Here is a 22,425-nt window from a genome sequence, read left to right as displayed (position 1 = left end):
GCTGGGTTCAGAACGTCGTGAGACAGTTCGGTCCCTATCCATCGCAGGCGGAGGAAGTTTGACGGGAGCTGCCCCTAGTACGAGAGGACCGGGGTGGACCGACCGCTGGTGTCCCAGTTGTCGTGCCAACGGCAGCGCTGGGTAGCTATGTCGGGAGCGGATAAGCGCTGAAAGCATCTAAGCGCGAAACCGACCCAAAGATGAGACTTCCCACTCGAAAGAGGTAAGACCCCAGGAAGATGACCTGGTAGATCGGCCCGAGATGTACGCGCCGTGAGGCGTTCAGTCGACGGGTACGAATCGGTCGAGGACTTGACCTTCACTTGCTGCTTTACGAAACACTCTGTTCAGTTTTGAAGGAATAAATACGAAAGGCCATAGCAAACCGTGCTATGGCCTTTTGTATTTGCCGTTTTTAGGTGACGTTCTAAAGTCACGGGTTGCGCAGCTTATCAATAGAAGCAGAAAACTGCTCCAAATTCCGCCGTTCAGTCTCTGTAGTGTACTGACCGGACTCCAGGTCCATCGTGGCGATCAGTTTCGCGTAGAACAATTTTTCCTTCATAGGCATCCCTTTCATGTGGCAGTACCGGTTTAGTCGGTGCAACACCTGGCTTTCGGTCATGACCAACACCTCGCTTCTTTTACTGCTTTGATTTTAGAGTATTACGATAAATATATAAAATAACATGCGCAAAGTCAAGAAAAAAATTCCGAAAAAAGAAAAATCACCGAAAAATAACCATCTGTGCTGAAAGAGTGAGCCAGTCCTTGGATACAGGTCAGTAGCAAGAGCATGCTCAATGTATGGGACAGTGGTATCCCTTCCAGAGAATAGGTTTCTGTAAAAACTTATGAAGATAAAGAGGGATTGAGGAAGGATTTCAATGAATTTTTAAAGAAATTATGGATAAATCTTTGAGTCAGAAATGGACGTTCAAATAAAGAAGAAGCAGGAGCGATTCAGAATGAAGCTGTTTTTTGAGTGCATTCCTTGTGTAGTCGGCCAATTGAAACAGACGGCAGAACGATTTATCGAGGACGAAGAAGCGCGTTACCGCGTCATCGATGACACCTTGCGCCGCTTTGCCGGTCAGATCCGCCGGGACACAAGTGCGCCGGCTCTTGCCTTGGAATACCAGCAAGTCATTCAAAAACACCTGGCTGTGGATGATCTCTACTTGGAAGAAAAGCAGTTGTATAACCGGGAAATGGAAAGGCTATCACAGCGTTTTCGCGCCATGATCGATGAAAGCGCTGACCCTTTGAAACAGGCCATCTGCCTCAGCGCTGCCGCAAATATCATTGACTTTGGGATTATCGGCGATCTGGAACCCGACTATGTGCAGTCGATGATCCTGGAGAAAGCCAAAGCAGACGAAGAATACTCTGACTTGGATTCATTGAAGAAGGAATTGGCTGATGCTCGTCGGCTACTCTACATCGGGGACAACTGTGGAGAGGTGGTCTTAGACCTCCTTGTGCTGGAGACCCTGCGCCGCCTCTATCCCCGGTTGGAAATCCTTTTTGCCGTTCGGGGTCAGCCCATCCTCAATGATGTGACCATGAAAGAAGCCCTCGAAGTCGGCATTGACCGTTTTGCCACTGTTGTATCCAGTGGTTCTGTCGTGCCAGGCACCATCTTAGAGCAATGCACACCGGAATTTCAGCAGTTATACCGGGAATGCGACCTGGTCTTGCTGAAGGGAATGGGGAACCTGGAGACGGCAAAACAAGACGAAAGAAGCGCCTATTTTGTCTTTATGGTCAAATGCCCCTTCATTGCCAGTCACTTGAAGAAAAACATGCACGATATATGTGTGCTCAAGGGGAACCACCTCTATCTAGAAAACCGAAGATCATAGCCTTGGCCGAGCCCCTGCAGGTGAGCCTGGAAGATGATTGAAGTCATTTTTCAAAAGGTCTTGACAGTACTTTGATATAAAACTAAAATAAGAGCATAAAGTTTGATATCAAACTAAAAACGGGGTGTCAAGAGCAGGCGAAAGGGAGTGGGGACCTGCGAGAGGAAGTGTGCCATGCGAAAGAACAGCGCCATCTATCTGATCGGCCGCGTCCGGGGAAAGGTTCATCAGTTTCTGGAGCAGCAACTGAGAGATCAGGGGATTGACGATATCATCGTCTCCCAGGGCCACATTCTTGCCGCCTTGTACAAGAACCAAGGCCAGTTGACCATGAAGGACCTAGCGCAACGGGTCAAGCGAGATAAATCGACGATAACCTATCTGGTCGACAAGTTGATCCGCAATCACTATGTGATCAAAGTGAAATGTCAAGAAGATCAACGGGTCACCTGGGTCAAGCTTACAGATAAAGGGATTGCTTTTCAGCCGATCTTCGACGAGATATCTCGTAAATTGATCGAGCAATTCTATCTTCCTTTCACGGAAGAAGAAGCAGTACTGCTGGAAAGGCTCCTGGAGAAGGGGAACGTACACTGGCCTGATTGATGGCTGTAAGGGTCATCAAGGAGAATAAAAGGAAAAGTGGAGGGTTTTAACATGAAGATCGTTGCCTTGATGGGAAGTCCGCGCAAGGGCGTCAATACAGAAGCACTGGTGCAGGAAGTGGCTCGTGGCGCCGAAGAAAAGGGCGCTCAAGTAAAGCAATACCACCTCAACGAGATGCAGATCAAAGGCTGCCAAAGCTGTTTTGGATGCAAGCGACAGGAGAACTGTGTCGTTCGAGATGAGGCGGCTGCGATTCTCGAAGATATCAAGGATGCCAAGGCCGTCATTTTCGGCACGCCTGTCTATATGTGGCAGATGACAGGTCAGTTGAAACTCCTTGTCGATCGACTTTTTGCCTTCATGAACGCTGATTACAGCAGCAAATTGACACCAGGCAAGAAGGTGCTCTGGGCGGTGACGCAAGGCCAGCCAGACAAAGGCGCATTCATGCCCTATTTCGAGAATGCCGGGAAGATGTTGCAAATGGTCGGTTTTGGCGAATACAAAATCCTCGCGGCAGGTCGTTGCGGTATGCCTGGTGATGTAGAGAAGCAAAAAGAGACCCTTGAAGAAGCGCGCGCGCTCGGCCGTTGGTTGGCAGAATAACATATACAAAGTGGTGGATGTTTGATAATGAAGCCCCTGGCCATTTGATGGTCAGGGGCTTTTGGGTGCGCCCCTTGCTTATGGCTCCAGCGTAAACTCCCAGGCGCAGTAACCGTCGCTCTTGGGATCAGGCGGGCACTGGAGGCAGCGTGTCTGGATCCGGGAGTCGATGGCTTGGGCAAAGGTCGTATACTCGACGATACCGACTTCCTTGCAGGGGAAGAGGTCCATCTTTTTTCTCTCCCGGGCAGACTGCACCCGGCAGTCAATCATCCGGAAGATGAGTTTGTTTGGCGACTCGCGGACGATCGATTGTTCATTGATAAAGGCATAGAGCCGGTATTGCAGCGCTTGCTCCAAAGCATCAAGGCCGCCCTGTTCAGGTAATCCCAAGAATTTTTTGATGCGCTGGGCTTCGATGGGGCTGAAGCGTTCCCAGGCGGCTTTGTCTGCCTCGATGGCAGCGGCCATGCCGTATGTTTTCTCGATGGCCTGAAACCAAAGCCCATCATGGGCCAGCCAGCGCTTGGCTAAGTCTTCGATAAATTCTGAAAACTTCTCCTTTTCCCAATCCAATGGCTTCATTACCGTACCTCCAAAACATTTTTCCTGGCCAATTCTCTTGGGAGAGAACCGCTATGGCTATATATACGAGCAAAGCCAAGAAAAACCTTTTATTGCCGTACAAGAGTATTGACAAAATTTTTCGAAAATTATTAAAATAGTGACTGTGCTCTTGATGACAGGTCGGCGCAAAAACCGGAGTCACCATGAGCAACTTGCTTCGTTCTGGAGGTGAGCGGTTGTTCAAAAAAATTCTCATCGCCAACCGCGGAGAGATCGCCCTTCGCATCATCCGAGCGGCCCGGGAACTGGGCATCGGGACGGTAGCTATCTACTCCGATGCCGACGCCGAATCGGCCCATGTGCAAGGGGCAGATGAAGCCTACCCGATTGGTCCGCCGCCAGTGGCGCAGAGCTACCTGAATGGGGACAAGATTATCGCAACGGCGCTGGCTTGCGGCGCCGACGCCATTCATCCCGGCTACGGATTGCTATCGGAAAACCATGGTTTTGCCCAGGACTGTGCGGATGCGGGACTGACCTTCATCGGCCCTTCACCGGCGATCATCCATGACATGGGCAACAAGGTGCAGGCGCGCCGCATTATGTCCACGCTGGGGGTGCCTGTCGCGCCGGGGACTTTCGAACCAGCCGCTTCCTTTGACGAGGTGTTGCAGGCGGCGCAAGCAGCGGGATATCCCGTCCTTGTCAAAGCCGCTGCTGGCGGCGGCGGCATTGGGATGCAGATCGCCCAGAACGAAGAAGAATTGACAGCGGCATGGGAAGGTTGCGCCAGTCGCGCTGTTCGATACTTTGGCAATGGCATGGTTTTCATCGAAAAATACTATCGCGCTTGCCGCCATGTGGAGATCCAGGTGCTGGCTGACCGCTACGGCAATGCCATACACCTGGGAGAAAGGGAATGCTCGATTCAGCGGCGCAACCAAAAGGTGGTCGAAGAAGCGCCAGCGCCGTTGGTGCCGAGAACGCTCATTGCGCAGATGGGCAACGTGGCTGTTCAGGCCGTCAAGTCCCTAGGTTATGTCAATGCAGGCACAATGGAGTTTCTCGTCGATGAGGACGGGCGTTTTTATTTTCTTGAAATGAACACACGCTTGCAAGTAGAACATCCAGTGACCGAGATGGTGACGGCTGTGGACATCGTCAAGGAACAGATCGCCATTGCTGCAGGGGAGCGGCTGACATGGGACCAAGCGTCCATTGCCCCCAAAGGGCATGCCATCGAGTTTCGCCTCTATGCGGAACATCCGGTCACATTCCTGCCTTCGCCAGGAACGATCACGAAGCTGTCTTTCCCAGAAGGACAGGGTGTCCGCGTCGATAGCTGGGTTTCGGCAGGCAGCCGGATCACCCCCTACTATGACCCCTTGATCGCCAAGATCATTGTTCACGGCGGAAGCCGGCAGGAGGCGATTGAGAAGTGGAAAGAGATCCTTCCCACCATTGTCGTCGAAGGGATTCAGACGAACCTACCCTTGTTGCAGGAATTGCTGACCCATGAGGAATACCTGGCCGGGCGGGTGACGACACGTTTTCTGCAGGAACACCTGGGGAGACGGCAGTAAGGGAAAGGCCAGAAAAGGGCGGAGAGATGGATACCATAGCCGTCCAGAAGGCCGATTGAATCACGGGATCGACAGCATGGGCGGAAGGAAAAAACAGGAGGGATGAAGGCGATGAAGAAGATCCTAGCCGATATGGCGGGCACCGTTTTTCGAATCCACGTGGAGCCGGGCGCGTCTGTTCAAGCCGACCAGGATGTAGTCATCTTGGAATCGATGAAGATGGAGATTCCCGTCCAGGCCAGATTGGCCGGGACTGTCGTAGAAGTGAAGGTGGCTGAGGGTGACTTCGTCAACGAAGGCGATGTCCTCATGATTGTCGAATGAGCACAACCGTAGAAAGTCCCAGTTCAACGGTCCAAGTGTGCCTGCAAGGCTCTGTGGCGATCGTGACGATAAACCGGCCTGAGGTCATGAACGCGCTGGACCTGAAGACGCTGCAAGCCATCCGGACGATTTGCCAGTCGCTGCGGTTTCAGCCGCAGGTTCATTTGGTCGTCTTCACCGGCGCCGGCGAAAAGGCCTTCAGCGCCGGCGCTGACTTAAAAGAGCGAGCCGCCATGACGCCCTTGCAGGTGCGCGAGTATATATACATGATTCGAGAGACGATGAACGACATTGAAACACTGCCGCAACCGGTCATTGCGGCAGTCAATGGCATTGCCTTGGGCGGCGGGACGGAGCTGGCCCTGGCGGCCGATCTCCGCATCGCTGCCCATCATGCCGTGCTGGGGCTGACGGAGACGCGGCTGGCCATCCTGCCGGGCGCTGGCGGCACCCAGCGGCTGAGCCGTCTGATCGGCGCCGGTAGAGCGAAGGAACTGATCTTTACGGCCCGTGTCATCAAGGCCCAAGAGGCGGCCCACATCGGCCTGGTCAACCAAGTCGTGTCGGCGCCGGAACTGATGCAGGCTGTCCAAGGGCTGGCCGAGGAAATTTTGAAAAATGGGCCCGTCGCGCTGCAGCAGGCCAAGTATGCCATCAATTATGGCATCGAAGCGGAACTCCGCACGGGATTGGCGCTGGAAAGCAAGGCCTATGAGGTATGCATCCCCACAGCCGATCGCACGGAAGCCCTGCAAGCCTTTAAGGAGAAGCGGGCGCCTCAGTTTCGGGGAGAATGAGGGGGGAGATAGACCATGGCGAAGGCGCAACAGAGGGATCTCGATGAATTGATGGAAAAAGCCTATGCCGGCGGCGCCGAGAAATACCATGCGGCCAATGCTCGTCTGGGCAAAAGCTTTGCCCGTGAACGGATCGCCCGACTGCTCGATCCAGACAGCGCTGTGGAAGATGCTTTGCTGGCCAACTGCCTGGCTGAGGACCTGCCTGCCGACGGCGTCATCTGCATGGTAGGCACCATCCATGGCCGTCCCGTCTGTGTCATGGCCAACGACTCCACCGTAAAAGCGGGCAGTTGGGGGCAGCGGACGGTAGAAAAAATCCTTCGCATCCAAGAGACGGCCCTAGACTTGAACATTCCGATCCTCTATCTTGTCGACTCCGCCGGCGCCCGGATCACCGATCAGGTGGAAATGTTTCCTGGGCGACGAGGCGCAGGGCGTATCTTCTATCATCAGGTGATGCTGTCGGGACGGGTGCCCCAGATCTGTCTGCTCTTCGGCCCTTCGGCCGCTGGCGGCGCCTATATTCCGGCTTTTTGCGACATCGTCGTCATGGTTGAAGGCAACGCCAGCATGTACCTGGGATCGCCGCGCATGGCCGAAATGGTCATCGGCGAAAAGGTGACCCTGGAAGAGATGGGTGGAGCCCGCATGCACTGTTCCGTTTCCGGTTGCGGCGATTTTCTCGTCAAAAGCGAGGAAGAAGCCATCGAACTCTGTCGCCGGTATCTCAGCTACTTCCCTCAAAACTGCCAGGAAAGCCCAGCCGCCGTCGAGGCCGTGCTGCCGAAGGAAGGTAAGCGGCCCATTACGGACATTATCCCGACGAACATCAACGCGCCTTTTGACATGCACGAATTCATCGAAGCCATCGTCGACGGCGGGAGTTTTCTGGAAGTGAAAAAACTCTTTGCCGGCGAAGTGATCACCGGATTGGCGAGGCTGGGAGGGAAAACGATCGGGATTGTGGCCAACCAGCCGCGGGTCAAAGGCGGTGTGCTCTTCATCGATTCAGCCGACAAGGCGACCCGTTTCGTCCAACTCTGTGACGCTTTCCACATTCCCCTGCTCTTTCTGATGGATGTGCCCGGCTTCATGATCGGCACTAAGGTTGAGCGCGCCGGTATCATCCGTCACGGCGCCAAGATGATCTGCGCCATCTCGGAAGCGACGGTGCCCAAGATCTCCGTTGTTGTTCGCAAAGCCTACGGGGCCGGCCTCTACGCCATGTGCGGCCCTGCCTTCGAGCCGGACGCTTGCCTGGCCTTGCCGACTGCCAGCATCGCCGTGATGGGACCCGAAGCGGCAGTGAACGCCGTCTATTCGAAAAAAATTGCCGATCTCCCGCCAGAGGAACGTCCTGCCTTCATCGAAGCGCGCCGACAGGAGTATCAGGAAGACATCTGCCTGGCCCACTTGGCGTCGGAGCTGGTTGTTGACGCTGTCGTCCGGCCGGAGCGGCTCCGGGAAGATCTGATCCGGCGTTTTGGATTCTACCAGAGTAAAAAGATGGTTTTTTCGGAACGCAAACATGCGGTGACGCCGGTCTAAACCGGTGTCACCGGGTGTAAAATATTCAGAAATTTCAAAATAAATGGAGGTGCTTTGCCGTGAACTTTGCCCTTTCACCTGAACAGGAAGCGGTGCAGCTACTAGCGAGGGAGTTTGCTCAGGAAAAAATCGCGCCAGGGGCGGCTGACCGGGATAAGACAGGGGAATTCCCCATCCATATCTTCCGGCAGATGGGTGAACTGGGGCTTTTGGGATTGCCTTTTCCCGAAGAGGTGGGCGGAGCCGGCGGTGACACCACCGCCTATGCCTTGGCTGTGGAAGAGATCGCCCGTTGCTGTGCTGCGACAGCCCTCTCCTATGCGGCCCATATCTCCTTGGGCTGCTCGCCCTTCTATCTCTTCGGGACGAAGGAACAACAAGAAAAATGGCTGGCGCCCCTGTGCCGCGGCGAATTCCTGGGCGCCTTCGGCTTGACCGAACCGAACGCCGGCTCTGACGCCGGCGGCACCCAGACGAAGGCCCATCTGGAAGATGGCCACTGGGTGATCAACGGAAGCAAGTGCTGGATCACGAACGCCTCCTATGCCGGTTGTGTCGTTGCCACGGCAGTCACCGACAAGGGCAATGTCTATGGATCGATCAGTTCCTTTATCATTCCTACCGGAACGCCGGGATATACGGTCCGTTCCCGCTACGAAAAGCTGGGCATGCGGGCTTCAAACACCTGTGAACTTTTTTTTGATGAGGTGAAGGTGCCAGAAGAGAACCTGCTTGGCCAACGGGGACTGGGGTTTAAGCAGTTCCTAAAGGTCCTCGACGGCGGGCGCATCGCCATCGGGGCGCTGGCCGTCGGCATCGCCCAGGCTTCATTGGATGCGGCTCTCAAGTACGCCAAAGAGCGAAGCCAGTTCGGGCAGCACATCTCCAAATTTCAAGCCATCGCCTTTAAGCTTGCCGATATGGCCATGCAGGTAGAAGTGGCTCGCAACATGGTTCACAAAGCAGCATGGCTGAAAGACAACGGACGTTCCTACAGCAAAGAGGCGGCCATGGCGAAACTGTACGCCTCGGAAATCGCTACGAAGGCGGCCTTGGAAGCGATTCAGATCCATGGCGGCTATGGCTATGTGAGCGAATTTCCGGTAGAACGGTACCTGCGCGACGCCAAGCTTTGCGAGATCGGGGAAGGAACCTCTGAGATCTTGCGCGTCGTCATCGCGCGACAGTTGGGTTGTTTTACTAAGGAAAAAAAGGACGTCATGGCTGACAGTCCGGTCAATCAAGAGACGCAGCAGAAGCGGCTTGCTGCCCGCTAACCGGAACAGGGGAGGAAAGGCCATGCGAGAAGCGTCATGGATGAAAAACTGCCCTTTGCCGCAGAAGGCGATCATTGGAGAATGCTGGGCCCGCGATGGCCTGCAAAACGAAGGCGCCTTCATTCCCACGGCGGACAAGGTGCGCATCATCAACCGGATCCAGCAGGCCGGTTTCACCCGCCTGGAGGCGACCAGCTTTGCCCATCCCCAGTACCTGCCGCAGTTTAACGATGCGGAAAGGGTGTTGCAATCGATCGACCGCCTTCCTGGCGTGCGGTTTCGCGCCATCGTTACAACAAACCGGGCCATGGCGAGGGCGGTGGCGGCCAAGGCGGAAGGCTATGGCGTCGACGAGATCTCCCTGGTGCTCGCCGCTACAGATGCCTATAACCGCCACAATGTCAAGATGGACCGCCAAGAGAACATGCAACGCTTGGAGAGCTTGGCCCGCCAGGCCGTCGACAGCGGTCATGACGTCATTGGCTGGGTGCTGACGGCTTTCGGCTGTCCCTTTATGGGTGATGTGCCCTTTGAAGAGGTGGCGCGGTTGGCCAGGTGGTGGAAGGAATGTGGCGCTGCCCAGATCGGGCTGGGTGACACGACAGGGATGGCCAATCCCCGCCAGGTCGCCCAGTTGCTCGATTTTCTGCGTGATCAGGGGTTTGTTGAAACCGATCTGATCCTTCATTTCCATGACACCCGCGGGACAGGGTTGGCCAACAACCTGATGGCCCTGTTGAAGGGTTTTGTCTACTTGGACAGTTCCCTCGGGGCTATCGGCGGGCAAGCGCGAACGGGCGCCGCGCCCAGCCAGGCCGGACATGGCGGCAACACCTGCACGGAAGACCTGGTGGCGATGCTCCAGGAGATGGGGGTAGAGACGGGGATTGACCTTCCCGGTCTATGCGGACTGGGCGTCGAAGTGGAACAAGTGATGGGGAGGACCCTTCGCGCCAACGTGCTTCGTTGTGGACCTGTATGCCATTCGCCCCGGCGGGAGCAGGGGGCACTGGATTAAAGGATGGAGAATGACCAGAACCGATGGAAACTGATTCAAAATCACGGGAAGACCGATGAAACAAGGAGGCTGCTTATGCCCGACTTGCTGCGTTGCACCATCGGGGAGTTGTTGGATGACAGGGCAAACAAGTTTGCCGAACGGGACGCCCTTATCTACACCGATTACCGGAATTTACGCCTCAACTACCGGCAGTTTAAGGAAAAGGCCGATCAGGTGGCCAAAGGCTTGATGGCCCTTGGCGTAAAAAAAGGGGACAACGTGGCCATCTGGGCGACCAACTACCCCGAATGGCTCTACCTCCAGTTTGGGAGCGCCAAGATGGGCGCCGTGCTAGTGACGGTGAACACCAACTACCGCACCTATGAGTTGGAATACCTCCTGCGCCAGTCCGACTCAACGACCCTCTTATTGATCGATGGCGTCCGCGACAACCGTTACATCGACAGGATCAACGAGATCTGCCCGGAGTTGCATGAGAGTGAGCCCGGCCATTTGAAGAGCTCGCGCCTTCCCTTGTTGCGCAATGTCGTTTTCATTGGGCGCGATCCGGAGGAGAAACATCCGGGCATGTTCAGTTGGAACGATCTCCTCCGGTGTGGTGAAGGGGTGTCCGATGAAGCCGTGGCGGAGCGCCAGCGTTCCTTGCACCCGGATGAGACGATCAACATGCAGTACACCTCCGGGACGACGGGATTCCCCAAGGGCGTCATGTTGAGCCACTTCAACATCATCAATAACGCCAAAGCCGTCGCTGAGAGCCAGAACCTGACCGAGCAGGACCGCCTTTGCTTCCCTGTGCCGCTGTTCCACTGCTTTGGCTGTGTCATGAGTTCTCTCGCCTGTGTCGTCAAAGGCGCCGCCATGATCCCTATCGAGACCTTTGATGCGAAGGCTGTCCTGGAAGCCGTACAAAAGGAAGGCTGCACCGCCCTCTATGGCGTTCCCACCATGTTCATCGCCGAGCTAGCCCATCCTGAATTCCGCCAATTTGATCTCTCGTCGCTGCGCACGGGAATCATGGCTGGCTCGCCATGCCCCATTGAGGTGATGCGCAACGTAGTGAACCAGATGGGCGCCAGGGAAATCACCATCGCCTATGGGCTGACGGAGTTCTCGCCCGTCATCACCCAGACCCGAACAGATGATTCCTTGGAGCGGCGTGTGACAACGGTGGGCAAGGTTTTGCCGGGTGTAGAGGCGAAGATCGTCAACCCTGCTACAGGGGAGGAAGTCCCACCAGGGATGCAGGGGGAACTCTGCGCCCGTGGTTTTGGCGTCATGCAGGGGTACTACAAAAATCCAGAAGCCACCGCTGTTGCCATCGATGAAGAGGGCTGGCTCCATACGGGTGATCTGGCTGTCTGTGACAGTGAGGGCTACTACAAAATCACCGGACGGGCCAAGGATCTGATCATCCGTGGCGGCGAGAACATCTATCCTCGCGAGATCGAAGAATTCCTCTACAGCCACCCGAAAATCAGAGACGTGCAGGTAGTCGGCGTGCCCGATATGAAGTACGGCGAAGAGGTGCTCGCCTGTATCATCCTCAAAGAGGGCGAGACGATGACCGAAGAGGAATTGCGCCAGTTCTGCCTAGAGAAGATATCGAGACACAAAGTTCCCCGCTACATCCGGTTTGTCGATTCCTATCCCATGACAGCATCCGGCAAGATCCAAAAATACAAACTCAAGGAAAAGTACATTCAAGAGTTGGGGCTGACAGAGGCGCAACAGGTGGAAACGGCATGAGCGGCGCGCCGCTCTGGCAGCCGAGTCCCGAACGGATCGGCCAGTCCAACCTGACTGCCTTCCAAGCCTTTGTCTGGAAAAAGACCGGACGGCGATTTGCATCCTATAAGGAGATGCATCGTTGGTCCATTGAGGAAAAAGGCGAGTTTTGGGGCGCTTTTTGGGAGTACGCCAAGATCATTGCCTCACAGCCCTATGAGAAGGTCTTGGAAAACGAGGGGGATATGGCGAAGGCACGCTGGTTTAGGGGCGCCCGGCTCAACTTTGCCGAAAACCTGCTTCGCTACCGCGATGACCGAACAGCCCTGATCTTTCGCGATGAGGCCGGACAGCGGCGCACCATAACCTATGGTGCCCTCTATGCCGCCGTTACCGCCTTGGCGACACAGCTGCGCCGCCAAGGCATCCAGCCAGGAGACACTATCGCTGGCTATATGCCCAACCGGATCGAGACGGTCATCGCCATGGCGGCCACGACGGCCATCGGCGCCATCTGGTCTTCGGCGTCGCCTGACTTTGGCGTCCATGCCGCCGCAGACCGCTTCGGCCAGATCGCGCCGAAGCTCCTCTTTGCCGTTGACAGCTATGTCTACAACGGCCGCCAACATGACTGCCTGGAGCGGGTAATCCACCTGGCAGAAAAAATTCCTTCTATTAATAAAGTGATCATGGTCCCCTATGGGCAGGAAGGATCGGACATAGCGGCACGGCTGACATCGTTTCCGAAGGGGAGCCTCTATGGAGATTTTCTTAGAGATCTAGCGCCTTGCCCGACATCTGCAGGCGCGCCTGCACATCGTCAACATTCAGAGCCTCCGCCTCTTGAGAAGGATGCTTTCCCCTTTGCGCAACTGCCGCCCGATCACCCCGTGTACATCCTCTATTCCTCCGGCACCACCGGCGCGCCGAAAGCCATCGTCCATAGCGCCGGCGGCACACTGATTCAACACTTGAAAGAGCTATGCCTGCATACCGACCTAAAGCGCGACGATGTCATCTTCTACTACACCACCTGTGGCTGGATGATGTGGAACTGGCTCGTCAGCTCTTTGGCCGTCGGCGCAACAGTCCTCCTCTATGACGGTTCACCCTTTTCCCCTCGGCCGGACCATCTCTGGCAGATCGCCGACGAAGAGGGCGTCTCTATCATGGGCGTCAGCGCCAAATACATTGCCGCCATGGAACAGGAAGGATTGGCGCCGCGAAAAACCTTTCCATTATCGCGGTTGCGGACGATCCTGTCGACTGGTTCGCCCCTTTCGGCCAACAGTTTTCGTTACATCTACGAAGGCATCGGCGGCGATGTCTGCCTCTCTTCCATCTCCGGCGGCACCGATATCATCTCCTGTTTTGCCCTCGGAAACCCCACATTGCCTGTCTACCCCGGCGAAATCCAGTGCATCGGCCTCGGGATGGATGTGGCAGCCTTCAGCCCTGAGGGCAAGGTGGTCTACAGGGAAAAAGGGGAGTTGGTCTGCCGATCGGCCTTTCCCTCCATGCCGCTCGGCTTTTGGAACGATCCTGACGACCAGAAGTATCATGCCGCCTATTTCAGCGCCTACCCCGGCGTCTGGCGCCATGGCGATTTTTTGGAGGTCACCGAAAGAGATAGCCTGATCATCTACGGCCGCTCTGACGCTACCTTGAATCCTGGAGGTGTCCGCATCGGCACGGCGGAGATCTACCGCATCGTGGAGAAACTGAGCGGCGTCGAGGACGCGCTGGCCGTCGGATATAGGAGAAACAATGATGAGCGTATCATCCTTTTTGTCAAAACAGAGAAGGATGCGCCACTGACAGCGGATATGACAAAGGCCATCTGCCAAGCTCTGCGCCAGGAGGGCAGCCCCCGTCACGTCCCTTACCGGATCTTCCAGGTCCCCCTGATCCCCTATACGATCAATGGCAAAAAGGTCGAACTGGCTGTCAAAGACCTGCTTCACGGCCAGGAACCGTCCAATGGGGACGCATTGGTCAACCCGGAGGCCTTGGCGTGCTATGGGGTCTTTCGGGAACTGTTGGCTCAATCGGGGTGAAGGCCGTGAACCCGCATTTTATCGGTGGAGATGGAGCCAAGGCTGAGTGCGACGGGAAAGGTGTATCGTTGGAGCGAGGAATTGAAGCAAAAGAACCCATTGACAAAACCATATCAAAGGAATATAATTCGATATACATAAAAACATACCTGAATAGTATGGATTGACCAAATGCACGGTTCATCGGGCTGATCAGAAAGACTGAAGGCCTGTTGCAGCGTTCTCCTTCTTCTCGAAGAAAAGGGAGAGCTGTGACAGGTCTTTTTTCTTTTAAAAAATGACGACGAAGAAGGACGTGGCATTTTCTTGAGTGAGAGACGATATTGGGATAAGTCGATAGAGACCTTATCTCGGAGCGAGCTGGAAGCATTTCAGTTGCGCCAGTTGCAGCAACATCTTGAGTGGGCCTATGCAAAATCCCCCTACTACCGGGAAGCCTTCGACCAAGTTGGCGTTCAGCTTGGCCAGTTGACGAGGCTGGAGGATCTGCAGCGTTTTCCTCTTACCAATAAGCAGGTGGAGCGGGAACGGCAAGCCAAGGTTCCTCTTCTCGGCGATATGCTGGCCGTGCCGGAAGAAGAGGTCGTCTATATCTCGGCATCAAGCGGTTCCACGGGGATGGCCACCTTGAGCCCGTTTACTGCCGAAGACTTTGAAGACTTCCAGGAAGCCCAGGCACGCCTTTTCTGGGCGGCCGGGATGCGGCCTCGTGATCGCTATGTGCACGCCTTGAACTTTACCCTCTTTGTCGGCGGGCCGGACGTCATCGGTGCCCAGAAGCTAGGCGCCTTATGCATCTGGGCAGGCGCGATTCCTTCCGAACGGCTGTTACATATCATGAAAGAATTGCAACCCACCGTCACCTGGACCACACCGTCCTACGCTTGGTATCTGGGCGAAACGGCCAAAAAACACGGCCTCGATCCCGCCAAAGACCTAAGCATCCGGCGAATCATTGTGGCTGGCGAACCCGGCGGCTCTATTCCAGCTACCCGGCAAGCCATCGAAGCACTGTGGAACGCCGAGATTTACGATTTCTACGGCATATCCGATATTTACGGCGCCTGCGCGGGCATGTGCGAGGTGCGTGATGGATTGCACCTTGTAGAAGACCAGATCCTGCTGGAGGTGCTCGATCCGCAGACACAGCAGCCGGTTTTGCCTGGAGAAGCCGGTGAAATGGTCTTGACGACGCTTCGTAAACGGGCCCGTCCGATGATTCGTTTTCGCACGGGTGATATTGTCACAAAACTGCCCGAGCCCTGCCCCTGCGGCCGCACTCATAGCCGTATCCGTGTCCTCGGTCGGATTGACGATATGTTCATCATTTCTGGAGTCAACATCTTCCCCAGTGACATCGAGTATGCTGTGCGCAACCTGAAGGAACTCAACGGCGAGTACCGCATCACCCTGTTCACGGAAAACCATCTGTCCAAGTTCCGCCTAGAGGTGGAAAGTCGTTCCCCCGAAGCGTCAGCGGAGATGTTGGCAGACAAGCTGAGCCATGGGATCAAAAGCCGCTTGGGTGTTCGTCCGGCGCAAATCAATGTGCTTCCGCCCGATAGCCTGCCTCGGTCGACACACAAAGCAAAGCGGGTCATCGATTTGCGTGATTGAGCGGGCGCACAATCGATTAAATGTAGGAAGCCATGGAAGAAAACGTGCAGAAAGGAATCCTGCCATGCCACAACCGAGCAGTCGACTTCAGTTTTTTGGTGAATCGGTGATCCGGCGGATGACACGGGTGGCCAACGCCTGTGGCGCAATCAACCTGTCTCAAGGCTATCCCGATTTCGATCCTCCGCAAGCATTGCTGCAGGCGCTGGAGCGGGTGACCTATGAGGGCCCCCACCAGTATGCTGTCACCTGGGGAGCACCTCATTTTCGAGAAGCCTTAGCCAGAAAACAGACTTCCTTCATGAACATTCCCCTCGATCCGGAACAACATATCGTCGTTACCTGTGGCAGCACCGAGGCGATGATGGTGGCCATGATGACGGTCTGCGACCCTGGCGATAAGGTGATTGTTTTTTCGCCCTTCTATGAGAATTATGTGGCCGACACGATCTTGACAGGCGCCCACCCGATCTACGTCCCCCTGCGCCCTCCGGAATACCGCTTTGATGAGGCAGAACTGCGCCAAGCCTTTGCGCAAAAACCAAAAGCGCTGATCCTCTGCAACCCGGCCAACCCCAGCGGCAAGGTCTTTCTCCGCGACGAACTGGAAGTGATCGCTCGCCTGGCCGAAGAGTTTGACACCTTCGTGATCACCGATGAGGTCTATGAACACATCGTTTATGAGCCTTACGAACATATCTACTTTGCTTCATTGCCGGGGATGTTCGAACGCACCCTGTCCTGCAGCTCTCTCTCCAAAACCTATGCCATCACCGGCTGGCGTCTCGGCTATGTCATCGCACCGGCCCATCTGATCGATGGCGCGCGCAAGATCCATGATTTCTTGACTGTCGGCGCGGCGGCGCCGCTGCAAGAAGCGGCAGTAACGGCACTGCGTCTGCCTCCAGCGTATTATCGGCAACTGTTGGAGGAATACAGGGAAAAACGGGACACCTTCCTAGACTACCTCGATCAGACCGGTTTATCCTACACGACGCCCCAGGGGGCCTATTACGTCATGGTGGACATCTCTCCTTTTGGATATGAAAAAGATGACACCTTCTGCCAATGGCTGGCCCAGGAAATCGGCGTCGCTGCCGTGCCGGGATCAAGTTTTTTCCGAGAGCCTGTTCACCGATGGATCCGCTTTCACTTCGCCAAGCGGAAAGAGACACTGGAGGAAGCCGGCCGTCGCTTGCTCCGCGTAAAGGAGTATATCAGATGATTGAAATTCGATGGCTGGGCCGGGGCGGGCAAGGGGCTTTTACGGCGGCACGGCTGCTCGGCTTGTCGGCTGCGTTGTTTGAAAACAAATACGCCCAAGCGTTCCCCTCTTTCGGACCGGAACGGCGGGGCGCTCCTGTCTCCGCCTTCACGCGAATTGCCGATCAAAAGATCACCGATCGCAGTGAAGTCACCCGCTGTGATTACCTGGTGATCCTTGATGAATCCTTGTGGAAGACGCCTCTTTGGCATGATCTGAAACCGGGCGGAACAGTGCTCGTGAATGCGGCCAATCCCATTGAGTGGTATGGCCGGGCCCTGGCCGACAAACCGGATGAAGAGAGGCGAGTCGAGGAAGGGCTTGAGCGAAAAGCGAGCGCCCTTGACGCCCTGGCTATCGCCCGCAAAGGGATCGGCAAAGCGATCGTCAACACGGCCATGCTGGGGGCGCTGGTCGGACTCTCGCGGATCATTTCGCTGGAGGCTGCCATTGAGGGGATTCGCCATGAGATGAAGCCGTCGCAGGTGGCGGGGAACCTTGAGGCATTGACCTTGGCCTATAAGAAGGTGAGCCCATGAAAAGGCCGCGCATTCAATCTTTTTCGCGACCGAAACACATTCGCGATTACCCGTTCGGGCCCCATTTTCAAGGGGGTCACCTGGTCGACAACGCCGTGGGTTGGCGCCTCGAAAGACCGACGATCTGTGAAGACAGATGCGTGAACTGCCTGCGCTGTTATCTCGTCTGTCCCGAAGGCGCTATTTATCGGGTGGAGAAGGCGCTGCGGCTCGATGAAGAGTTTTGTAAAGGCTGCGGCATCTGTGCTTGCGAGTGTCCAATTCAGGCGATTCAGATGAGCAGGGGATGAGTGACGATGACGCAAGAGAAACAGTTTGTCTCTGGCAATGAAGCGGTGGCGATCGGCGCTCGTCTCGCCCGTCCCCAGGTGATCACCGCCTATCCGATCACCCCTCAGACGGTGGCGATGGAACGGCTCTCTGAGATGGTGGGAGAAGGCAAGTTGCAGGCTGAATTCATCCTCGTCGAGTCGGAACACTCCGCCTTATCGGCAGCGATGGGCGCCAGCGCTTTTGGCAGCAGGACCTTTACAGCCACCTCGTCACAGGGTCTTCTCTACATGGCCGAATGTCTTCACTACGCTAGCGGCGGTCGTTTTCCCATCGTCATGATGAATGCCAACCGCTCCGTCGCCCTACCGTGGAGCATCTATGGCGACCACCGCGATTCCCTCTCACTGCTCGATTCGGGGTGGCTTCAGGTCTATGTGGAAGATGCCCAGGAGGCGCTCGACATGATCATCCAGGCCTATGCCATTGCCGAACATGAACAGGTCTTGACACCGATGATGGTCAATCTGGACGGCTTCACCGTCACCCATACATACGAACCCATCCAGGTTCCCTCTCAAACGTCAGTGGACGCCTTTCTGCCAGCCTATGCGTCACCGATTCGAATGGACCTCCACAAGCCGCTCAATATGGGATTCAGTTCGACGCCGGCAGACAACATGGCCTTCAAATACCAGCAACACCAGGCGGCAGAGGCAGCCCGCACCATCATCAGCCAAGTCGATAAGGATTTTGGTGAGCGCTTTGGGCGCACCTATGGCGGGCTGGTAGAGACTTACTGTTGCGACGACGCAGAGTTGATGTTGATCACCTTGGGATCGGTCACGGGTACTGCTCGCCAGGTCGTCGATGCCTTGCGAGAGCGGGGTTGGAAAGCAGGACTGTTAAAAATCCGTTTTATGCGCCCCTTTCCCCACGAAGCGATCGTCCAAGTGGCCCGCAAAGCCCGTGCTGTCGGTGTGCTCGATCGGGATATCTCCTTCGGTTATGAGGGGGCTGTTTACACAAATGTGAATTCCGCTCTGGCAGGAAACCGCCAGATTCCGCCGACATTGAATTTTATCGCCGGATTGGGCGGGCGGGACATTCGGAAAGAAGATATGGAATACATGTTCAGCCGCCTGGCAGCGGCTGCCGACGGCCACCCCTATCAACGGGTTGAGTTCGTCCATCTGGGGGTGATGACGGGTGAGTGAAGGAGTCCATGATTCGGTGAAAAAGGCCGTCAACGTGCGAACCCTGACCGATCAGGAGTTTTTCTTCGGTCACAAAGCGTGTGCTGGTTGTGGCGGGGCGCTCGCCGTCCGGCTCGCCTTGAAAGTGCTGGGAGAGCGGACCTGTGCCGTCTTGCCGGCCGGGTGCATGTCTGCCGTCGGTTTTATCTACCCCCAGATGGCCTTTGGCGTTAACGCCATTATCTCCACATTTGCTGGCACTGCATCGATGCTCTCGGGCATGGCCGCTGCTGTCCGCGCCCAGGGGTTGCAAGATGTTCACCTGATCGGATTTGCTGGCGACGGGGGAACCGCCGATATTGGTATCCAGGCGCTATCGGGCGCTATCGACCGCAACGAGAAGATCATCTATGTCTGTTATGATAATGAAGCTTACATGAACACAGGAACACAGAAGAGCGGCTTAACCCCCTTTGGCGCCCATACGACAACGACGCCAGCCGGCGCTGTCTCTCGCGGTGCAATCAATAGCAAGAAAAACATGTTCGACATTGTGGCCGCCCACGGTATCCCCTATGCGGCGACGGCCAGCATCGGCCACATCCAGGACTATATGAACAAAATCCAGCGGGCCGCTGCCGTTGATGGCACTGCCTACATCCACGTCTTATCGCCTTGCCCCACCGGATGGGGGATCCCATCGGATCAGACGCTGGCTGCTGCTCGAGAAGCCGTTGACAGCGGTTTGTGGATCCTGGCGGAGTACGAACAGGGGAAGTATACCGTAAACAAAGAACCGCAACCGTTTCGCCCCGTCGCAGAGTACCTCAAAAAGCAAGGTCGCTTTAAGCACCTGTTGCCGGAAGATGTAGAGAAGGTTGAGCGAGAACGAGATAAGCGGTGGGGATACATACGACAACATTGGCACCATTCGCAATAACCTGCCCAGAAGGAAAGGGTACTCTAAAAATGGTTAGGAGGAAACAAAAATGAAAAAATGGCTCCGTTCTGTCTCTGTCTTGCTCATGGTTGCGTTGGCAGGCACACTGGCCGGTTGCTCCGCTTCCGCCCCTACGTCCGGGGCAGCGACGGGCGATTCACAAAAGAAGAAGCTGGTGATCGGCTTTGCGCCAGGTCCCTACAGCGATATGTTCCAAAAAACCATTCAGCCCAGCCTGGAGAAAAAAGGGTACACCGTGGAAATCAAAGAGTTTAGTGACTATGTGCAGCCTAATCTCGCCCTGGCTAATAAAGAATTGGACGCCAACCTCTATCAGCACCGGCCTTACCTGGAGAAATTCTCGGCAGATAAAGGCCTGAAACTGTCACCCGTTGTCACCGTCCCTACCGCTGGCCTCGGCATCTATTCCCATAAGATCAAAGCTGCGAATGAACAGGAACTGAAGGCAGCGTTGAAACCGGGTGATGAAGTTACCTTGGCCAACGACCCTACGAACTTGGCTCGCGCCTTGCGGCTGCTGGCAAAACACGGGCTGATCACCATGAAAAAAGACATTGACCCCGCCAAAGCCTCCGAGAAAGACATTGAACAAAACCCCTATGGGTTGAAGATCTCTCCCGTTGAGGCGGCTCAACTGCCTCGCACACTGGACAGTGTCGCCCTTTCCGTTATCAATGGGAACTATGCGATTGCTGCGGGGATGTCCCTTTCTTCTGCGATCATCAAAGAGGAACTGGCCGATGATTTGAAAAACCTGGTGGCCGTTCGGACGGACGACCTCGATCAGCCTTTCGTCAAAGACATCAAAGAGGCGATAGAGTCGGAAGCCTTCAAAAATGGGATCGAAGATCCCGCAGGTATCTTCAAGGCCTTTCAAAAGCCCGACTGGTATAAAGCGAAGTGGAATCTCAAATAACCATGATTGATATTCAACAAGTAAGTGTCACCTTCACCGGTTCCGGGCCGGAGGTGCATGCCGTGAAGGACGTTTCCCTTCAGATCCGGCAGGGAGAGATTTTTGGCATCGTCGGCGCCAGCGGAGCAGGGAAAAGCACCTTGCTCCGCACGATCAACCTCTTGCAGCGGCCGACCCAAGGCAGCATCTGCATCGACGGTGTCGATATCACCGGCTATACCGGGGAGGAACTGCGCCGGATTCGCCAGCAGATGGGCATGATATTTCAACAATTCAACCTGATTCGCACCAAGACGGTCTATGATAACATTGCCTTCGCCATGAGGGTTGCGGGAGCGCCCAAAGAAGAGATCCCCAAACGGGTCTGCGAATTGCTGGAGCTTGTCGGCCTCAGCGGTAAGGCCGATGCCTATCCGGCGCAACTGAGCGGCGGTCAAAAACAAAGGGTAGGGATTGCCCGGGCGTTGGCCAACCATCCCAAGGTCCTATTGTGTGATGAACCCACATCAGCCCTTGATTTAGAAACCACAAATGCCATCCTTGAATTGTTGAAAGCGATCAACCGCAAGCTGGGCATCACCATGGTCCTGATCACCCATGAGATGGCAGTGGTCAAAAAAATCTGTGACCGCGTAGCGGTGATGAGCGGCGGCATGGTCGTGGAAAGCGAAAGCGTCCTCAACGTTTTCGCCAACCCCCAACATGCATTCACACGGCAGTTGGTCTATCATTCCTATGATTTCGAACTTCCTGAGCGGCTGTTGCGGCAGGCGCCGGGGCCAGTCTGGAAGATCGTCTATTGCGGCGACCATGCCGAGCATCCTGTCATATCCGATACGGCCCAGAACTTTCAGGTGGACATCAACATCTTGCACGGAAAGATTGAATACATCGGAGATCAGCCATTAGGCGCCCTCCTCGTCACGATCCGAGGCGCATCCGCCGATATCTCCCGTGCGATTGACCATATCCGCACCAAGGCATACCGGGTGGAGGTGGCCCATGGAAAAGGTTAATTGGCAGGCGATTTCAAGCGACCTGATCAAGGCGCTTGGTGAAACGTCCTATATGGTAGGAATATCCCTCGCCTTATCCATTGTTGTCGGTATCCCCCTTGGGCTTTTGTTATATGTCACGGAAAAGGGATTGTTTGCTGAAAACCGAGTCGTAAACCTCCTGGGGGGATTCGCCGTCAACGTCATTCGTTCCACGCCTTTTGTGATTCTCCTGGTGTTGCTGCTTCCGGTTACGCAGCGTTTGATTGGAACGACGATCGGCCCGATTGCCGCTTCGGTGCCCCTTTCGGTCGCCGCTGTGGCCTTCTATGCTCGGCTGGTACAGTCATCGCTGTGGGAGGTGGATCGTGGCGTGCTGGAAGCGGTCGACGCCATGGGCGCACCGCCCTGGATGATCATCAAAGACGTCTTGCTGTCGGAAAGCTTTCCTGGGCTGGTGCGGGGCCTCACAGTAACCGCCGTCAGCCTGATCGGCTATTCCGCCATGGCCGGCATTGTTGGTGGCGGGGGAGTTGGCGATCTGGCTATCCGCTTTGGTTATTACCGTTATGAAACGGACATCATGCTGATCACCGTTGTCGTGTTGATTGTGCTGGTGCAGATCGTGCAAAGCGCCGGCGATTACCTGGCAAAAAGGGGAACAAAATAAGGGGAGCGAGAAAAG

General features: G+C 55.5%; 22 protein-coding genes and 1 other annotated feature (1 of these 23 only partly in view). Of the genes, 20 read left to right on the top strand and 2 right to left on the bottom strand.

Features of this window, described 5'->3' with window-relative positions:
- Positions 1 to 308, top strand: a sequence feature (23S ribosomal RNA rRNA prediction is too short); it begins 562 nt to the left of the window's first position.
- A gap of 125 nt (positions 309 to 433) precedes the next feature.
- Positions 434 to 625: a hypothetical protein gene (locus tag AC0CW1_RS08185; RefSeq protein WP_488182576.1), complete on the bottom strand. Its 192-nt coding sequence runs from the start codon at positions 623 to 625 to the stop codon at positions 434 to 436.
- 343 nt (positions 626 to 968) lie between these two features.
- Between AC0CW1_RS08185 and AC0CW1_RS08180 the strand changes: the two genes are divergently transcribed.
- The 3 genes from AC0CW1_RS08180 (at position 969) to AC0CW1_RS08170 (ending at position 3,077) form a co-directional block, all read left to right on the top strand.
- Positions 969 to 1,865 (top strand): damage-control phosphatase ARMT1 family protein, encoded by an 897-nt coding sequence (locus AC0CW1_RS08180; RefSeq protein WP_488182575.1) that lies wholly within the window; start codon positions 969 to 971, stop codon positions 1,863 to 1,865.
- A 174-nt stretch (positions 1,866 to 2,039) separates the two neighbouring features.
- Positions 2,040 to 2,471 carry a MarR family winged helix-turn-helix transcriptional regulator gene (locus AC0CW1_RS08175; RefSeq protein WP_488182574.1) on the top strand — a complete coding sequence of 144 codons (432 nt, stop codon included), beginning with the start codon at positions 2,040 to 2,042 and terminating at the stop codon, positions 2,469 to 2,471.
- Between the two features lie 51 nt (positions 2,472 to 2,522).
- Positions 2,523 to 3,077 carry a flavodoxin family protein gene (locus tag AC0CW1_RS08170; protein ID WP_488182573.1) on the top strand — a complete coding sequence of 185 codons (555 nt, stop codon included), beginning with the start codon at positions 2,523 to 2,525 and terminating at the stop codon, positions 3,075 to 3,077.
- 78 nt (positions 3,078 to 3,155) lie between these two features.
- On the opposite strand, the gene AC0CW1_RS08165 is transcribed toward AC0CW1_RS08170, so the two are convergent.
- On the bottom strand, positions 3,156 to 3,662 hold the full coding sequence (locus AC0CW1_RS08165; RefSeq protein WP_488182572.1) for a DUF6125 family protein: 507 nt from the start codon (positions 3,660 to 3,662) through the stop codon (positions 3,156 to 3,158).
- A gap of 218 nt (positions 3,663 to 3,880) precedes the next feature.
- On the opposite strand from AC0CW1_RS08165, the gene AC0CW1_RS08160 reads away from it, so the two are divergent.
- The 17 genes from AC0CW1_RS08160 (at position 3,881) to AC0CW1_RS08080 (ending at position 22,410) form a co-directional block, all read left to right on the top strand.
- The gene (locus AC0CW1_RS08160) at positions 3,881 to 5,227 is read left to right on the top strand and encodes an acetyl-CoA carboxylase biotin carboxylase subunit (RefSeq protein WP_488182571.1); all 1,347 of its coding nucleotides are present in this window, start codon (positions 3,881 to 3,883) and stop codon (positions 5,225 to 5,227) included.
- A gap of 111 nt (positions 5,228 to 5,338) precedes the next feature.
- Positions 5,339 to 5,551 (top strand): acetyl-CoA carboxylase biotin carboxyl carrier protein subunit, encoded by a 213-nt coding sequence (locus AC0CW1_RS08155; protein WP_488182570.1) that lies wholly within the window; start codon positions 5,339 to 5,341, stop codon positions 5,549 to 5,551.
- Complete coding sequence (locus AC0CW1_RS08150; protein ID WP_488182569.1) at positions 5,548 to 6,348, top strand: enoyl-CoA hydratase-related protein; 801 nt, start codon at positions 5,548 to 5,550, stop codon at positions 6,346 to 6,348. The genes AC0CW1_RS08155 and AC0CW1_RS08150 overlap by 4 nt, the downstream gene beginning before the upstream one ends.
- A gap of 15 nt (positions 6,349 to 6,363) precedes the next feature.
- Positions 6,364 to 7,899, top strand: coding sequence for an acyl-CoA carboxylase subunit beta (locus AC0CW1_RS08145; protein ID WP_488182568.1), 1,536 nt, complete (start codon positions 6,364 to 6,366; stop codon positions 7,897 to 7,899).
- A 59-nt stretch (positions 7,900 to 7,958) separates the two neighbouring features.
- Positions 7,959 to 9,176, top strand: coding sequence for an acyl-CoA dehydrogenase family protein (locus tag AC0CW1_RS08140; protein ID WP_488182567.1), 1,218 nt, complete (start codon positions 7,959 to 7,961; stop codon positions 9,174 to 9,176).
- A gap of 22 nt (positions 9,177 to 9,198) precedes the next feature.
- Positions 9,199 to 10,194 carry a hydroxymethylglutaryl-CoA lyase gene (locus AC0CW1_RS08135; RefSeq protein WP_488182566.1) on the top strand — a complete coding sequence of 332 codons (996 nt, stop codon included), beginning with the start codon at positions 9,199 to 9,201 and terminating at the stop codon, positions 10,192 to 10,194.
- A 75-nt stretch (positions 10,195 to 10,269) separates the two neighbouring features.
- Positions 10,270 to 11,946, top strand: a complete 1,677-nt coding sequence (locus AC0CW1_RS08130) for an AMP-binding protein (protein ID WP_488182565.1) — start codon at positions 10,270 to 10,272, stop codon at positions 11,944 to 11,946.
- The gene (locus AC0CW1_RS08125) at positions 11,943 to 13,982 is read left to right on the top strand and encodes an acetoacetate--CoA ligase (RefSeq protein WP_488182564.1); all 2,040 of its coding nucleotides are present in this window, start codon (positions 11,943 to 11,945) and stop codon (positions 13,980 to 13,982) included. The genes AC0CW1_RS08130 and AC0CW1_RS08125 overlap by 4 nt, the downstream gene beginning before the upstream one ends.
- Before the next feature lie 306 nt (positions 13,983 to 14,288).
- Positions 14,289 to 15,599: a phenylacetate--CoA ligase family protein gene (locus AC0CW1_RS08120; RefSeq protein WP_488182563.1), complete on the top strand. Its 1,311-nt coding sequence runs from the start codon at positions 14,289 to 14,291 to the stop codon at positions 15,597 to 15,599.
- Between the two features lie 64 nt (positions 15,600 to 15,663).
- Positions 15,664 to 16,824: a pyridoxal phosphate-dependent aminotransferase gene (locus AC0CW1_RS08115; protein ID WP_488182562.1), complete on the top strand. Its 1,161-nt coding sequence runs from the start codon at positions 15,664 to 15,666 to the stop codon at positions 16,822 to 16,824.
- The gene (locus AC0CW1_RS08110; protein WP_488182561.1) at positions 16,821 to 17,402 is read left to right on the top strand and encodes a 2-oxoacid:acceptor oxidoreductase family protein; all 582 of its coding nucleotides are present in this window, start codon (positions 16,821 to 16,823) and stop codon (positions 17,400 to 17,402) included. The genes AC0CW1_RS08115 and AC0CW1_RS08110 overlap by 4 nt, the downstream gene beginning before the upstream one ends.
- Complete coding sequence (locus tag AC0CW1_RS08105; protein WP_488182560.1) at positions 17,399 to 17,692, top strand: 4Fe-4S binding protein; 294 nt, start codon at positions 17,399 to 17,401, stop codon at positions 17,690 to 17,692. Before AC0CW1_RS08110 ends, AC0CW1_RS08105 begins: the two co-directional genes overlap by 4 nt.
- Positions 17,693 to 17,698: 6 nt before the next feature.
- On the top strand, positions 17,699 to 18,889 hold the full coding sequence (locus AC0CW1_RS08100; RefSeq protein WP_488182559.1) for a transketolase C-terminal domain-containing protein: 1,191 nt from the start codon (positions 17,699 to 17,701) through the stop codon (positions 18,887 to 18,889).
- Positions 18,882 to 19,808, top strand: a complete 927-nt coding sequence (locus AC0CW1_RS08095) for a thiamine pyrophosphate-dependent enzyme (protein ID WP_488182558.1) — start codon at positions 18,882 to 18,884, stop codon at positions 19,806 to 19,808. Before AC0CW1_RS08100 ends, AC0CW1_RS08095 begins: the two co-directional genes overlap by 8 nt.
- A 49-nt stretch (positions 19,809 to 19,857) precedes the next feature.
- Positions 19,858 to 20,745 carry a MetQ/NlpA family ABC transporter substrate-binding protein gene (locus tag AC0CW1_RS08090; RefSeq protein WP_488182557.1) on the top strand — a complete coding sequence of 296 codons (888 nt, stop codon included), beginning with the start codon at positions 19,858 to 19,860 and terminating at the stop codon, positions 20,743 to 20,745.
- Positions 20,746 to 20,747: 2 nt separating this feature from the next.
- The gene (locus tag AC0CW1_RS08085) at positions 20,748 to 21,761 is read left to right on the top strand and encodes a methionine ABC transporter ATP-binding protein (protein ID WP_488182556.1); all 1,014 of its coding nucleotides are present in this window, start codon (positions 20,748 to 20,750) and stop codon (positions 21,759 to 21,761) included.
- The gene (locus AC0CW1_RS08080) at positions 21,748 to 22,410 is read left to right on the top strand and encodes a methionine ABC transporter permease (protein ID WP_488182555.1); all 663 of its coding nucleotides are present in this window, start codon (positions 21,748 to 21,750) and stop codon (positions 22,408 to 22,410) included. Before AC0CW1_RS08085 ends, AC0CW1_RS08080 begins: the two co-directional genes overlap by 14 nt.
- The last annotated feature ends 15 nt before the right edge of the window (positions 22,411 to 22,425 follow it).

The sequence above is a fragment of the Heliomicrobium sulfidophilum genome, from assembly GCF_057715735.1.
The sequence above is the reverse complement of the archived record's forward strand: the minus strand, read 5'-3'. Positions and strand labels throughout refer to the sequence as shown.